Below are 14,895 nucleotides of genomic sequence, written 5' to 3'. Positions count from 1 at the left end.
ACGAGACATGGCTAACGAAGACAAGCTCCGCGAATACCTGAAGCGGGCGACGACCGAACTGCACCGCACCAGCGAGCGCCTCAAGGAACTGGAGGCACGGGCGCACGAGCCCCTCGCGATCGTCGGCATGGCCTGCCGCTTCCCCGGCGGCGTCAACTCCCCCGACGATCTGTGGGAGTTGGTGTCCACCGGCACCGACGCCGTCTCCCCGCTGCCCGCCGACCGCGGCTGGGACGTCGAGGGCCTCTACGACCCCGACCCCGACGCGGCCGGCCGCACCTACTGCCGTGAAGGCGGCTTCCTCCAGGCCGCGGGCGCCTTCGATCCGGCGTTCTTCGGGATCTCCCCGCGCGAGGCGGTGGCGATGGACCCGCAGCAGCGGCTGCTCCTGGAGACCTCCTGGGAGGCCCTGGAACGGGCCGGTATCGACCCCCGTTCCCTGCACGGCAGCCGCACCGGCGTCTTCGTCGGCGCCTGGGACGGCGGCTACACCTCGGGCGTCCACGCGCCCTCCGCCCAACTGGAGGGCGACCTGCTCACCGGCGGCGTCGTCAGCTTCACCTCGGGCCGCATCTCCTACACGCTCGGCCTCGAAGGCCCCTCCGTCACCGTCGACACGGCCTGCTCCTCCTCTCTCGTCGCCCTCCACCAGGCGGCCCGTTCGCTGCGCGCGGGGGAGTGCGACCTCGCCCTGACCGGCGGCGTCACCGTCATGTCGACCCCCGCCGTCTTCGTCCAGTTCGCCCGCCAGCGGGGCCTCGCCGCCGACGGCCGCTGCAAGGCCTTCGCGGACGGAGCGGACGGCTTCGGACCCGGCGAGGGCGCCGGCGTCATCGCCGTCGAACGCCTCTCCGACGCCGTACGCAAGGGCCACCGGGTCCTCGCCGTCATGCGCGGCTCCGCCGTCAACCAGGACGGCGCCAGCAACGGACTGACCGCCCCCAGCGGCGCCGCCCAGCAGCGCGTCATCCGCCAGGCGCTCGCCGACGCCCGGATCACCGCGGCCGACGTGGACGCCGTCGAGGCCCACGGCACCGGCACCAAGCTCGGGGACCCGATCGAGGTGCACGCCCTCATGGACACCTACGGCAGCGCACACAGCGCCGAACGGCCGCTGTGGCTCGGCTCGTTGAAGTCCAACATCGGCCACACCCAGGCCGCCGCCGGAGTGGCGGGCGTCATCAAGACGGTGATGGCCCTGCGGGCGGGCGTCCTGCCGCAGACCCTGCACATCGACGCCCCGTCCGCGGAGGTCAACTGGGAGTCGGGGGCGGTCTCGCTGCTGACGGCCCGCCAGGAGTGGCCCGAGCTCGGCCGTCCGCGGCGAGCGGGTGTGTCGTCGTTCGGGGTGAGCGGGACGAACGCGCACGTGATCCTGGAGCAGGCACCCGTCAGTGAAGAGGCGGGGCCTGAAACGACTCGGGACCTCCCCGTGATTCCGCTGGTGGTGTCGGCCCGCTCGAAGAACGCCCTGAACACACAGGCCGAGCGGATACGGGATCACCGTGAACCCCGGTTGTTGGACGTGGGGTTCAGTCTGGCGTCGTCGCGGTCGGTGTTCGAGCACCGGCGGGTGGTGCTGGGGGATGAGGTCGTCGAGGGTGTTGCGTCTGCTGCTGGTCGGCGGGTGTTGGTGTTTCCGGGGCAGGGGGCGCAGTGGGTCGGTATGGGTGCCGGGTTGCTGGAGTCGTCGCCGGTGTTCGCGGCGCGGCTTCGGGAGTGCGCTGACGCCCTCGCTCCGTTCGTCGACTTCGATGTGGTCGAAGTCGTGCGTGAGGGGCGGGAGTTGGACCGGGTGGATGTGGTCCAGCCGGTCACCTGGGCGGTGATGGTTTCCCTGGCTGAGCTGTGGCGTTCGCTGGGCGTGATCCCGGATGCGGTGGTGGGTCACTCGCAGGGCGAGATCGCCGCGGCCGCCGTGTCCGGCGCCTTGTCGCTGGAGGACGCCGCCAGGGTGGTGGCTTTGCGGGCCGCGGTGATCGGGCGTGAGCTGGCCGGTCTGGGCGGGATGGCCTCCATCTCGCTGCCGTTGGCGGACGTGGAGCAGCGACTCGCAGCCTTCACCGGCCTGGGTGTTGCGGCCGTCAACGGCCCGTCGGCCACGGTCGTCTCCGGTGACGCGGACGCGATTGTCGAGTTCGTGGCCGCCGCCCAGGCGGAGGGCATCCGGGCCCGTCAGGTGCCGGTCGACTACGCCTCGCACTCCGCGCACGTGGAGCGTATCGAGGCCGAACTCCTGGACGTGCTGGCCCCGATCACCCCGCTGAGCCCGCAGATCCCCTTCCACTCCACCGTCACCGGCGAGCGGGCCGACACCCTGGACGCCGCGTACTGGTATCGCAACCTTCGCAACCCGGTCCGCTTCGAGGAGACCGTACGGAAGCTCGCCGAAAGCGGCTTCGGTACGTTCGTCGAGTCCAGCGCACACCCGGTGCTGACCATGGGCATCGAGGAGACCGTCGAGGACGTCACGGTCACCGGCTCGCTTCGGCGTGACGACGGCGGCCTGGAGCGCTTCCTGACCTCGGCAGCCCATCTCTTCGTCCACGGCACCGACATCGACTGGGCGGCCCTCTTCGACGGCACCGGAGCCCGTCAAGTCGACCTGCCCACCTACCCCTTCCAGCACAAGCACTACTGGCTCGAACCCTCCGCCCCCGTCACCACCGCCCCCACCGGCACCGACACCTGGCGCTACCGCGTCACCTGGCAGCACCTGGCCGAGACCGGCATCCCGGTCCTCGACGGCTGCTGGCTGCTCGTCGTGCCGGAGGGGGCGGACGACGGCACCGCCGATGCCGTAGAGGCGGCGCTCACCGGTCACGGCGCCCGCACCGACCGCCTGGCCCTCGACCCGGCCGACGCGACCCGCGAAACGCTGGCCGCGCGGCTGGCGTCGTACGAAGACCTCACCGGCATCCTCTCCCTCCTCGGCACCGACGAACGCCCGCACCCGGGCCACCCGGAACTGCCCCTCGCCGCCGTCGGCACCACCCTGCTCGCCCAGGCCGCCGCCGACTTCGGCGGTGGCGCGAAGGTGTGGGCGCTGACGCGGGGCGCCGTGGCCGTCGCGCCCGGCGAGCGGCCCGGTTCCGCCGGGGCGCAGGTGTGGGGTCTGGGGCGCGGTGTCGCGCTGGAACACCCGCTGCTCTGGGGCGGGTCGGTGGACCTTCCCGCCGTCGCCGACGCCCGCACCTGGCAGCGGCTGGTGGCCGCCCTGGCCGGGACGGCGGGCGAGGACCAGATCGCCGTACGGGCCTCCGGCGTCTACGGCCGCCGGCTCGTCCCGGCCGGGAACACGCCCGCCCGGCGCACCTACACCCCGCGCGGCACCGTCCTGGTCACCGGCGGCACCGGTGCCCTCGGCGGCCATGTCGCCCGCTGGCTCGCCGCCGCCGGAGCCGAGCACCTGGTGCTCACCGGCCGCCGCGGCCCGGACGCGCCGGGTGCGGCCGAACTGGCCGCGGAACTACGGGAGTCGGGCGCCGAGGTGACCGTCGTCGCCTGTGACGTCGCCGACCGGGACGCGCTCGCCGCGGTGCTCGACGCCCACCCGCCGACCGCCGTCTTCCACACCGCCGGCGTCCCGCACTCGGCGGCTTTCCTCGACACCGGCCTCGACTCCCTCGCCGACGTGTACGCGGGCAAGGTCGCGGGCGCGCTCCACCTGCACGAGCTGACCCGCTCGCGCGAACTCGACGCGTTCGTGCTGTACGCGTCCGGTGCCGGGGTGTGGGGCAGCGGCGGCCAGAGTGCGTACGGCGCCGCCAACGCCGCCCTGGACGCGCTCGCCGAACGCCGGCGCGCCGAGGGCCTGCCCGCCACGTCCGTGGCCTGGGGCCTGTGGGGCGGCGGCGGCATGGGCGACGGGGCCGGCGAGGAGTTCCTCGGCAGCCGCGGACTGCGCACCATGGACCCGCTGCGGGCCGTGGAGGCGCTGAGCCGGGCCCTGGACCGGGACGACGTGTGCATCGCCCTCGCCGACCTGGACTGGACCCGGTTCGCGAAGGGTTTCACCACCTTCCGGCCGAGCCCGCTGATCTCCGAACTGCCCGGCGTACGGCAGGAGTCCGGTACCGGACCGGAGGCCGAGGACGACCCGGCCGGGGCGGAACTGCCCGCCCGGCTCGCGGCCGCGGACCCCGCCGAGTGGGACGAGATCGTCCTGGACGAGGTACGGCGCGCCGTCGCGGCCGTGCTCGGCCATGCCGGCCCCGAGGAGGTCGACCCCGAAGAGCCCTTCAAGGACCTCGGGTTCAGCTCCCTGACCGCGGGCGAGTTCGCCGGGCGGCTCAGCCGCGCGGCCGGCCGCAAGCTGCCCCCGACCCTCGTCTTCGACCACCCCACCGCCGTCGCCGTGGCCGCCCATCTGGCCGGACTCCTCGCCCCCGCCGCCGCGGCGGAGAGCGGGGACCCGGAGGAGACCCGGATCCGGGCCGCGCTGGCCGAGCTGCCGCTGTCGGTGCTGCGGGAGGCCGGACTGCTGGACACGCTCCTCGCGCTGAGCGGGTCGGTCGGTTCGACAGCGCCCCGAAGGGGCGCGGGGCTGCATCAATTTGCGGCTCCGCCGCGATGGGGGTCCCCCCGCTCGAGCGAAGTCGAGAGTGGGGGAGCGACCAGCCACGACGGCGCCGCAGCGGACCGACGACACATCGCGGAGCGCTTGGCGCCCGAGCCGTTCTCAGGTGAGGCCGGGTTCGATGGGCCCGACAGCATCGACGACCTCGACGGCGACGCGCTGATCGAACTGGCCCTGCGCGACTCCGCCGTCTGACCGGCCACGTCCGCCCCACCCAGAGAGGGACTTTCACCGATGGCGATGTCTCCCGAACGGCTCATGGAGGCGCTGCGGACCTCCCTGAAGGAGACCGAGCGGCTGCGCAGGCTCAACCGGGAACTGACCTCGGCCGCCCACGAGCCGATCGCCGTCGTCGGCATGGCCTGCCGCTACCCGGGCGGGGTCGACTCGCCGGAAAGCCTCTGGGACCTGGTCGCCTCGGGAACGGACGCGGTCGCGCCGTTTCCCGGGGACCGCGGCTGGGACGTCGACGGCCTCTACGATCCCGACCCCGAGTCGCCGGGCACCACCTACTGCAACGAGGGCGGATTCCTGGCCGGTGCGGGCGACTTCGACGCGGCGTTCTTCGGGATCTCCCCGCGTGAGGCCGTCGTCATGGACCCCCAGCAGCGGCTGCTTCTGGAGGCCTCCTGGGAAGCGCTGGAGCGCACCGGCCTGGACCCGCGCACGCTGCGCGGCACCGGCACCGGTGTCTACGTCGGGGCGGCCCATGCCGAGTACGCCACCGACCTCGACCGGATCCCGGCCGGCTCGGAGGGGTACCTGCTGACGGGCAGCGCCGACGCCGTGCTGTCCGGCCGGATCAGCTACGCCCTCGGACTCGAAGGCCCCTCACTGACCGTGGAGACGGCCTGCTCCTCCTCCCTGGTGGCGCTGCACCTGGGCGTCACGGCACTGCGCCGCGGGGAATGCGCACTGGCCCTGGCGGGCGGTGTCGCCGTGATGCCGGACGCCGCCGCGTTCGTGGAGTTCTCCCGGCAGAAGGGGCTGGCACCGGACGGCCGGTGCAAGGCGTTCTCCGCCGACGCGGACGGCACCGGCTGGGCGGAAGGCGTCGGCATCCTGGTCCTGGAGCGGCTGTCCGACGCACAGCGCAACGGCCACGAGGTGCTGGCCGTGGTGCGCGGTACGGCCGTCAACCAGGACGGCGCCAGCAACGGCCTCACCGCCCCGAACGGCCCGTCCCAGCAGCGCGTCATCCGGCAGGCCCTGGCCGACGCCGGCCTCACACCCGCCGACGTGGACGCCGTCGAGGCCCACGGCACCGGCACCCGTCTCGGCGACCCGATCGAGGCGCAGGCGCTCCTCGACACGTACGGCCAGGACCGCGAACGGCCCCTGTGGCTGGGCTCCCTCAAGTCCAACATCGGCCACTCCCAGGCGGCGGCCGGCGTCGGCGGCGTCATCAAGACGATCGAGGCGCTCCGCAACGGCCTGCTCCCCGCGACCCTCCACGCCGGCACCCCCACCCCGCACGTCGACTGGGCCTCCGGCAACGTCCGCCTCCTGACCACCCCCATCCCCTGGCCGCCCACCGCCACCCCCCGCCGCGCCGGCGTCTCCGCCTTCGGCGTGGGCGGCACGAACGCCCACGTGATCCTGGAGGAGGCCCCGACAACGGACCCGGCCTCCGCCGGCACACGGGTTCCGGCGGAGGGCCCGGTCTCTACCGACGCGGTGATCCAGGAGGCGGATCCGGCCGCCGCCAATGCGTCGGCCCCTGTGGCGGGTCGGGTCTCCGCCAATGCGTCGGCCTCCGTGGCGGGTCGGGTCTCCGGCAACGCGCCGGCCCCTGTGGCGGGTCAGGTCTCCGCCAACGGGCCGGTCTCCGTGGCGGGTCAGGTTTTCAGCGGCGCGTCGGCCCCTGTGGCGGGTCAGATTTCCGCCGACGGGCCGGTCTCCGTGGCGGGTCGGGTCTCCGCCGACGCGCCGGTCTCCGTGGCGGGTCAGGTCTCCGCCGACGGGCCGGTCTCCGTGGCGGGTCAGGTCTCCAGCAACGCACCGGCCCCCGCGCCGGACCAGGCCCCCACCGACGCGCCCGCCCCCGCCCCCGCCCCACGGCTCACCCCTTGGTTCGTCTCCGGCCGTTCCGAGGAAGCCCTGCGGGCCCAGGCCGGCCGGCTCCGTGAGCACCTCGCCCACGCCCCCGATGCCCTGAACGCCGGCTACTCCCTGGCCGCCACCCGCACCGCGTTCGAACACCGCGCCGTCGTCCTGGGCACCTCGCAGGAGCAACTCGCCCGCGGTCTCGACGCGTTGGCCGACGGCGTTCCCTCGCCGTCCGTCGTCCGCGGGGTCCGCCGCCGCGAGGCGAAGACCGCCTTCCTCTTCACCGGCCAGGGCAGCCAGCGCCCCGGTATGAGCCGTGAACTGCACGCCGCCCACCCTGTGTTCGCCCACGCCTTCGACGAGATCGCCACCCTGCTCGACCCGCACCTGGACCGCCCCCTCGCCGACGTCCTCGACGACCCCGACGACGAGCGGCTGCACCGCACCCAGTACGCCCAGGCCGCCCTGTTCGCCGTGGAGGTGGCCCTCTACCGGCTGCTGGAGGACTGGGGGATGCGGCCCGACGTCGTCCTCGGTCACTCGGTCGGCGAACTCGCCGCCGCCCACGTGGCCGGCGTCCTCGGCCTCGACGACGCGTGCACCCTGGTCGCGGCCCGCGGCCGGCTGATGCAGGCCCTCCCGCCCGGCGGCGCGATGCTCTCCGTACGGGCCACCGAGGACGAGGTCACCCCGCTCCTGCACGGCCGGGCCGTCATCGCCGCCGTCAACGGCCCCCGCTCGTTGGTCCTGTCCGGCGACGAGAGGGCCGTGGACGCCATAGCCGTGGAACTGGCCGCACAGGGCCGCAAGACCAAGCGGCTCACCGTCAGTAACGCCTTCCACTCCCCGCTGATGGACCCCATGCTGGAGGAGTTCCGCACGATCGCGGACCGGCTCACCTACCGCACCCCCCGCATCCCGGTCGTCTCGAACGTCACCGGGCGCCGGGCCACCGGCCAGGAGCTGCGCACCGGCGCCTACTGGGCCGAACACGTCCGCGCCACCGTCCGTTTCGCCGACGGCGTGCGCGCCGCCCGCGACCTGGGCGCCGAGACCTTCGTCGAACTCGGCCCCGACGGCGTGCTGTGCGGCATGGCCGAGGAGATCCTCGCCGGCGAACAAGCCGTCATGGTGCCGGTCCTGCGCCGCGGCCGCCCCGAGACCGACACCCTGCTGCGCGCGGTGACCACCGCCCACACCCGGGGCGCCGCCCTCGACCGGGCCCGCCTCTTCACCGGCACCGGCGCCCGCCGAATCCCGCTGCCCGTGTACGCCTGGCAGCACCGCACGTACTGGATCGCCCCCACCGCACGTGGCGCGGGCCGTGACCGCACCGGCCCCCGCCGCTACCACGTCACCTGGCAGCCGCTGCCCGAGCCGCCCGGCGCCCGGCTCACCGGCACCTGGCTGCTGGTCCACCCCACGCACCCCGACGACGCGCACACCGACGCGGCCGAGCGGGCACTCACCGCCCTCGGCGCCACCGTACGAAGGCTGCGCGTCGACGCCGCCCAGGCCGACCGCGGCTCGCTCGCCGCCCTCCTGGGGTCTGTGTCGACAGTGGCGCCTGCGGGGCGACGCCTGGCAGGCGCTCTCGCCGCACCGGACGAAAGCCCGAGTACGTCGTCCAGTACGGGGGCTTCCGCCGGGCACGCCGAGAGCACGCACCGGACGACGCCGCTTTCGACACAGGCCCCGGACGCGCAAGGTGATACCGCCGCGACGATCCAGGGCGTGCTCTCCCTCCTGGGCGACGACGAGCGGGAACAACCCGGATCCGGTCCGGTACCCGCCGGTGTCCGGGCGACCCTGTTCCTCGCCCAGGCCCTGCGCGATACGTCCCTCACCGCCCGCCTGTGGTGCGCGACCCGGTCGGCCGTGGCCGTGACGCCCGGCGAGGCGCCCCGGGCGGCGGCCGCCCAGCTGTGGGGCCTCGGCCGGGTCGCCGCCCTCGAACTGCCCACATTGTGGGGCGGACTGGCCGACCTGCCCGAGACCGCGGACGACGCGGCCTGGCAGCGGCTGGCCGCCGCCCTCACCGGCTCCGAGGACCAGATCGCCGTACGACAGGACGGGACGTACGGACGCCGCCTCGCCCCCGCGGCCACGCCCCGCGCCGGCACTCCCTACCGACCGCGCGGCACCGTCCTGGTCACCGGCGGCACCGGCGCCCTCGGCGGACACCTCGCCCGCCGTCTCGCCCGCGACGGCGCCGAGCACCTGCTGCTCGTCGGCCGCCGCGGACGGCACGCACCCGGCGCCGAGTCCCTGGAATCCGAACTCCTCGCCCTCGGCACCCGGGTGACCTTCGCCGCCTGCGACCTCGCCGACCGCGCCGCGCTCACCGAGGTCCTGGCGCGGATCCCCGACGACACCCCGCTCACCGCGGTCTTCCACGCCGCCGGCATCCCCCAGGTCGCCGCACTCACCGAGACCGGCCCCGACCTCGTCGCCGACGTGTACGCGGGCAAGGTCGCCGGCGCCCGCCACCTGGACCAACTCACCCGCAACACCCCGCTCGACGCGTTCGTCCTCTACTCCTCCGGCGCCGGCGTGTGGGGCAGCGCCGGCCAGTGCGCCTACGCGGCCGCCAACGCCGACCTCGACGCCCTCGCCGAACGCCGGCGCGCCGCGGGCCTGCCCGCCACCTCCGTGGCCTGGGGCCTGTGGGGCGGCGGCGGCATGGGCGACGGCGCAGGCACGGACTACCTGCGGCGCCGGGGCCTCAACGCCATGGACCCGCAGAAAGCGCTCACCGAACTCTTCCGCGCCATTGCTGCCGGCGAGGCCACCGTGTCGGTCACCGACACCGACTGGCCACGCTTCGCCGACGGATTCACCGCCCGCCGACCCAGCCCACTCATCACCGCCCTGTACGACCCCGCACACCCCCCGGGCACCTACGCGCCCGAGCGCCACTCCGCCCCGTCCGACCTGCGCCGCGACCTGGCCGCATACGATCCCGCCGCACCGGCAGGCGCCTACGTGCCCGAGCGCCACTTCGCCCCGGGCGGCGGCAGCGCGGCGGGCGGTCAGTGGCCTGCCCCGTCCGACCCGCGCCGCGACCTGGCCGCATACGATCCCGCAGCGCCCGTAGGCGCCTACGTGCCCGAGCGCCACTTCGCCCCGGGGGGCGGCGGCGCGGCGAGCGGTCAGTGGCCCGCCCCGCCTGGCCTGCGCCGCGACTTGGCCGCATACGATCCCGCCGCGATCGCCTCCGACCTGCGCCGCGACCTGGCCGCCCGCGACCCCGCCGCGCGTTCCGCCGTCCTGCTCGGCCTCGTCCGTACGGAGGCCGCTGGGGTCCTCGGCCACGACAGTGCGGACGAGGTGCCCACGGACACGCCGTTCACCCGCCTCGGCTTCGACTCGCTGGCCACCGTTCAGCTCCGGCGGCGGCTGACGGCCGTCACCGGACTCGATCTGCCTCCCGAGACGCTCTTCGAGTACGACACACCGGACGCGCTGACCAGGCACCTGCTGGGCCTTCTCGACGCCCCGGTCACCGGCGCGGACGACGCCGCGCCCGGCACTCTCGTCGCCCTCTATCAGAACGCGCTGGCGCACGGCCGGGTCGCCGAGGCCGTCGACGTGCTCGGCGCCGTGGCCGCCCTGCGCCCGGTGTTCACCGGCGGCGACGCCCCGCCGCTCACCCCGGTCCGGCTCGCCGACGGCCCCGACGGCGGGCCGGGCCCGCTGCTCGTCGGCGTCACCGGTACCGCCGCCGTCTCCGGCCCGCTGGAATTCGCCGCCCTCGCGGGCGCCCTGGCCGGCCGGCGCGGCGTCCTCGCGCTGCCGCAGCCGGGCTTCCGGGACGGTGAACCGCTGCCGGACTCCCTCGACGCCCTGTGCGCGGCCCACGCCGAGACCCTCGCCCAGGCCACCGACGGCCGGCCCTACGCCCTGCTCGGCCACTCCGCCGGCGCCAACCTGGCCCATGCGCTCACCCGCCACCTGGAGGCCCGGGGCGCGGGCCCCGTCGCCCTCGTCCTCGCCGACATCTACACCCCCAGCGCCCCCGGCGCCATGGAGGTCTGGCGGGACGTCATGCTCCGCTGGGCGGCCGAACGCACCGTCGTCCCGCTCGACGACACCCGGCTCACCGCGATGGGCGCCTACCACCGGCTGCTGAAGGACTGGACCCCGCAGCCCACCCGCGCCCCGGTGCTGCACCTGCGCGCCGGCGAACCGATGGCCGCCTGGACCGACCCCCGCACCGACTGGCGGTCCGTGTGGGACGCCGCGCACACCGTCGCCGACGTACCCGGCAACCACTTCACGATGATGACCGAGCACGCCCCGGCCACGGCCGACACCGTCGGCGCCTGGCTGGACGCGCTGCCCGGCGGTGACCGATGACCGAGCGGCCTCGGGGAAGCGAGGCACGCCCCCACGCCGCCCGGCACGCACACCCGCCGCACCGAGCGAAGAAGCCGGGGGGACCCCCATCGCGGCGGGCGCGGGAACGCAACCCCTCTTCCCCGAGACCGCTTTGGAGCCGCGCATGACCACCGTGCTGTCCATCGACGCACCCGGACGGGACCCGGCCCGCCGGGCCAGGAACAACCAACTCACCCGCGCCGCACAGTGGTTCGCGGGCATCCAGGACGACCCCTACGGACTGCTGCTGCGGGCCGGCACCGACGACCCGCACCACCACGAGGAGCGGATCCGCGAGCGGGGGCCGCTGTACCACAGCACCCTGCTGGACACCTGGGTCACCGCCGACCGCTCCGTCGCCGAGGCGGTCGTCGCCGACCCCGCCTTCGACGCCCCCGCGGCCGACGGCGACGAACTCCCGTACCGCAGCGCCACCCTGGCCCTGGACCGCGCGACCACCGCACGGCTCGCCCCGCTCGCCGCGCTCGGCGGGCCCGTGCTGTGGGCCGACGAGGCGTGCGTGGAGAAGCGGACCGTGAAGTTCGCCCGGGCGATCGTGGCCGACCTCGGCGACCGCTTCGACCTCGCCGAGGACTTCGCCCGCCGCCTCGTCGGCCGGGTGCTCGCCGAGCAACTCAGCCTGCCCGAGGACGCGTACGAGCACTACGCCCGACTGCTCGCCGACTGCCGGCCCGCGCTCGACGGCCTGCTGTGCCCCCAGCCGTACCCGGTCGCCCGCGCCGCCGAAACGGCGGAGGACCGACTGGCCGCCCTGTTCGACCGGACCCTGGGCGACGCGGGACCCGTCGCCGCACAGATCGCCCGCGTCCTGTCGGTCAGCGCCGCCGAGACCACCGCGGTGCTCGTCACCAACGCCGTACGCGACCGACTCGCCCGGCCGGGCGCCTGGCAGGCGCTCGCCGCCGACCCCGCCCTGGCAGGCCCGGCCGTGGACGCCACCCTGCGCTCGGCCCCGCCCGTCCGCCTGGAGACCCGCACCGCACGCGACGGAGCCACCCTGGCGGGCACCGAACTCCCGGCCGGCAGCCGGGTGACCGTCCTGGTCGCCGCCGTCAACCGCGACCCGCACACCGGCCCGGACACCGCACCCTTCGGTCTCCCCGCCGACCTGCACTTCGGGCTGTCCGCCCCGCTGATCAAGGCGATCGCCCGCGCCGCGCTGGGCGCACTCGCCGAAGCCCTCCCGCGGCTGCGCACCGGCGCGGAGCCGGTGACCCGGCCCTGTTCGCCGGTCCTGAACGCCCCCGCCCGGCTGCCCGCCGTCAAGAACGCCGGCAGCCACGCACCGAGCCGCACAGGGGAGACCATGCCATGCGCGTCCTGATCACGTGCTTCGCGCACAACACCCACTACTACAACCTGGTGCCGCTGGCCTGGGCCCTGCGCACCGCCGGACACGAGGTCCGGGTGGCCAGCCAGCCCGCACTCACCGAGGTCATCAACGGCTCGGGCCTGACCGCCGTACCCGTCGGAGACCTCGATTCCATCGTCGAGCTGATGACCCGTATCGGCGGCGACCCCACCCCCTACCAGCAGGGCCTCGACTTCGCCGAGACCCGTGACGAGCCGCTCGGCTGGGAGCACGCCCTCGGGCAGCAGACCATGATGACGGCCATGTCGTTCGCGCCCCTGAACGGCGACACGACCATCGACGACCTCGTCGCCGTCGCCCGCGCCTGGCAGCCCGACCTGGTCCTGTGGGAACCCTTCACCTACGCCGGCCCGATCGCCGCACATGTCACCGGCGCGGCCCACGCCCGCATCCTGTGGGGCCCGGACGTCGTCCTCAACGCCCGCCGCCAGTTCCTCGCCCTGCGTGCGGCACAGCCCGAGGGGCGGCGCGAGGACCCGATGGCCGACTGGCTGACCTGGACCCTGGAACGGTTCGGCGTCATCCCGGACGCCGCCGCGATCGAGGAGATCGTCGCCGGCCAGTGGAGCATCGACCCCGCCCCCGAGGGCATCCGGCTGCCCGTGCCCGGCCACGAGGTGCTGCCCATGCGGTTCGTCCCGTACAACGGGCCCTCCGTGATCCCCGACTGGCTGCACACCCCGCCCGCCCGGCGCCGCGTCTGCGTCACCCTCGGCGTCTCCGCCCGCGAGACCTTCGGACGCGACGCCGTCCCCTTCGAGGATCTGCTGCACGCACTGGGCGACGTCGACGCCGAGATCGTCGCCACCCTCGACGCCGGTCAACTCAGCGACCGCGACAGCCTCCCCGACAACATCCGCGCCGTGGACTTCGTGCCCATGGAGGCGCTGCTGCCGAGCTGCGCCGCGATCGTCCACCACGGCGGCGCGGGCACCGGCTACACCGCCACCCTGCTGGGCGTGCCCCAGGTCATCGTGGCCGCCCTGTGGGACGCCCCCCTCAAGGCCCGCCTCCACGAGGAAGCAGGCGCGGGCATCGACCTGCCGCCGCACAAACTGGACGCCGCCGCCCTGCGGGACGCCGTCGTCCGGGCCCTCGACGACCCCTCGCTGACCGCGGGCGCCCGCCGGCTGCGCGAGGAAACCCTCACCGACCCGACACCGGCCGGCCTGGTGCCGGCCCTGGAACGACTCACGGCACAACGCCGCGTACGGCCGTGACGCAGACCCCTCCGGTCCGCCCACCCCAGCCAAGGAGACACGACGTGACCACCCCCGACATCCGCACGGGCAACGGCTACGCGGACGGCATCGCCCGGGTCTACGACCTGGTCCACCAGGGCAAGGGCAAGGACTACCGGCGCGAGGCCGCCGACCTGGCCGCCCTGATCACCTCCCGGGCACCCGGCGCGCGCAGCCTCCTCGACGTGGCCTGCGGCACCGGACTCCACCTCCAGCACCTCACCCCTCTCTTCGACCGCGTCGAGGGCCTCGAACTCTCCGCGGACATGAGGGAGATCGCCCTGCGCCGCAACCCCGGCGCCACCGTCCACCTGGGCGACATGCGCGCCTTCGCGCTCGACACCCGCTACGCGGCCGTCATCTGCATGTTCAGCTCCATCGGCCACATGAGCGACCAGACCGAACTCGACACGGCCCTCGCCCGCTTCGCCGCCCACCTGGAGCCGGGCGGAGTCGTCGTGGTCGAACCCTGGTGGTTCCCCGCCACGTTCACCCCCGGCTTCGTCGGCGCCTCGATCGTCGAGGCCGAGGGCAGGACGATCTCCCGTGTCTCCCACTCCCGGCTGGAGGGCGACGCCACCGCGATCGAGGTCCACTACCTCATCGCCGAACCGGGCCACGCCATCGAACACCTCTCCGAGAACCACCTGATCACCCTGTTCGAGCGCTCCGCCTACGAGCTGGCCTTCGAACGCGCGGGCTTGGACGTCGAGTTCCAGCGGGGCGGCCCGTCGGGCCGCGGCCTCTTCATCGGCGTACGGCAGTCCTAACGGGACTTGTTTCGAGGTGCGGTGCATGAACGCGCCCCAAAGGGGCGCGGGGAACTGCGCGACCAGCCCCCACCGGCCCGCGGTAGACGAACTGCGTAACCAGCGGAGCGTTCCGCGCTCAGCCCCCACCGGCCCGCGGTAGACGAACCACGTAACCGGAGAAACGCTTGAGGCCCGCCTCAGCAACGATTCCGAGCGGCTCGCACTCGGCGAGGTCTCTGCTCTGCGCGCCGCGTGCCGCAATCCGCACCCGCCGTCCGACGCGACGCCGACGCTCCGACCCGAAACGCCCCAGCCTAGACGCGAGTCGACCCGGGGCCCAGGTGCCGGGACCACCGCTCCGGGTGCCCGAAGCCGCTCCGACCGGTGACCCGGCCACCGCCTCCCCGGGCTCCCCGCCCCGCTTCAGGACCGGCCCAGACCGTTTGACCGCCGTACGGGCCGAAGTTACGTTCCGGTCAGCCGAGATCAGGCGGATTCCTG

General features: G+C 74.6%; 4 protein-coding genes and 1 pseudogene. All 5 read left to right on the top strand.

Translation table 11 applies throughout. The features are described 5' to 3' along the window. Positions 1-37: 37 nt before the first annotated feature. The 5 genes and pseudogenes from KCH87_RS29140 to KCH87_RS29120 all read left to right on the top strand — a co-directional run bounded on the left by KCH87_RS29140 (position 38) and on the right by KCH87_RS29120 (position 14,412). Entirely contained in the window at positions 38-4,774 is a 4,737-nt protein-coding gene (locus KCH87_RS29140) for an SDR family NAD(P)-dependent oxidoreductase (protein WP_374199057.1), read from the top strand. A gap of 45 nt (positions 4,775-4,819) precedes the next feature. Beyond that, positions 4,820-10,945 (top strand): annotated as a pseudogene (locus tag KCH87_RS29135) (SDR family NAD(P)-dependent oxidoreductase); the annotation flags it as partial. 187 nt (positions 10,946-11,132) lie between these two features. Then, on the top strand, positions 11,133-12,353 hold the full coding sequence (locus KCH87_RS29130; protein WP_210589265.1) for a hypothetical protein: 1,221 nt from the start codon (positions 11,133-11,135) through the stop codon (positions 12,351-12,353). Continuing rightward, positions 12,341-13,621 carry an activator-dependent family glycosyltransferase gene (locus KCH87_RS29125; protein ID WP_210589264.1) on the top strand — a complete coding sequence of 427 codons (1,281 nt, stop codon included), beginning with the start codon at positions 12,341-12,343 and terminating at the stop codon, positions 13,619-13,621. Before KCH87_RS29130 ends, KCH87_RS29125 begins: the two co-directional genes overlap by 13 nt. Positions 13,622-13,665: 44 nt before the next feature. Beyond that, entirely contained in the window at positions 13,666-14,412 is a 747-nt protein-coding gene (locus KCH87_RS29120; protein ID WP_308298938.1) for a class I SAM-dependent methyltransferase, read from the top strand. The last annotated feature ends 483 nt before the right edge of the window (positions 14,413-14,895 follow it).

Source organism: Streptomyces sp. GESEQ-35, assembly GCF_017948485.1.
GTDB lineage: Bacteria > Actinomycetota > Actinomycetes > Streptomycetales > Streptomycetaceae > Streptomyces.
Note: the sequence above shows the minus strand (reverse complement) of the source record. Positions and strands in the feature narration are given on the sequence as shown.

Excerpts from the sequence above, each read along its gene's own strand:
- KCH87_RS29130 (WP_210589265.1), top strand. The coding sequence starts at position 11,133 with ATGACCACCGTGCTGTCCATCGACGCACCCGGACGGGACCCGGCCCGC.
- KCH87_RS29125 (WP_210589264.1), top strand. The coding sequence starts at position 12,341 with ATGCGCGTCCTGATCACGTGCTTCGCGCACAACACCCACTACTACAAC.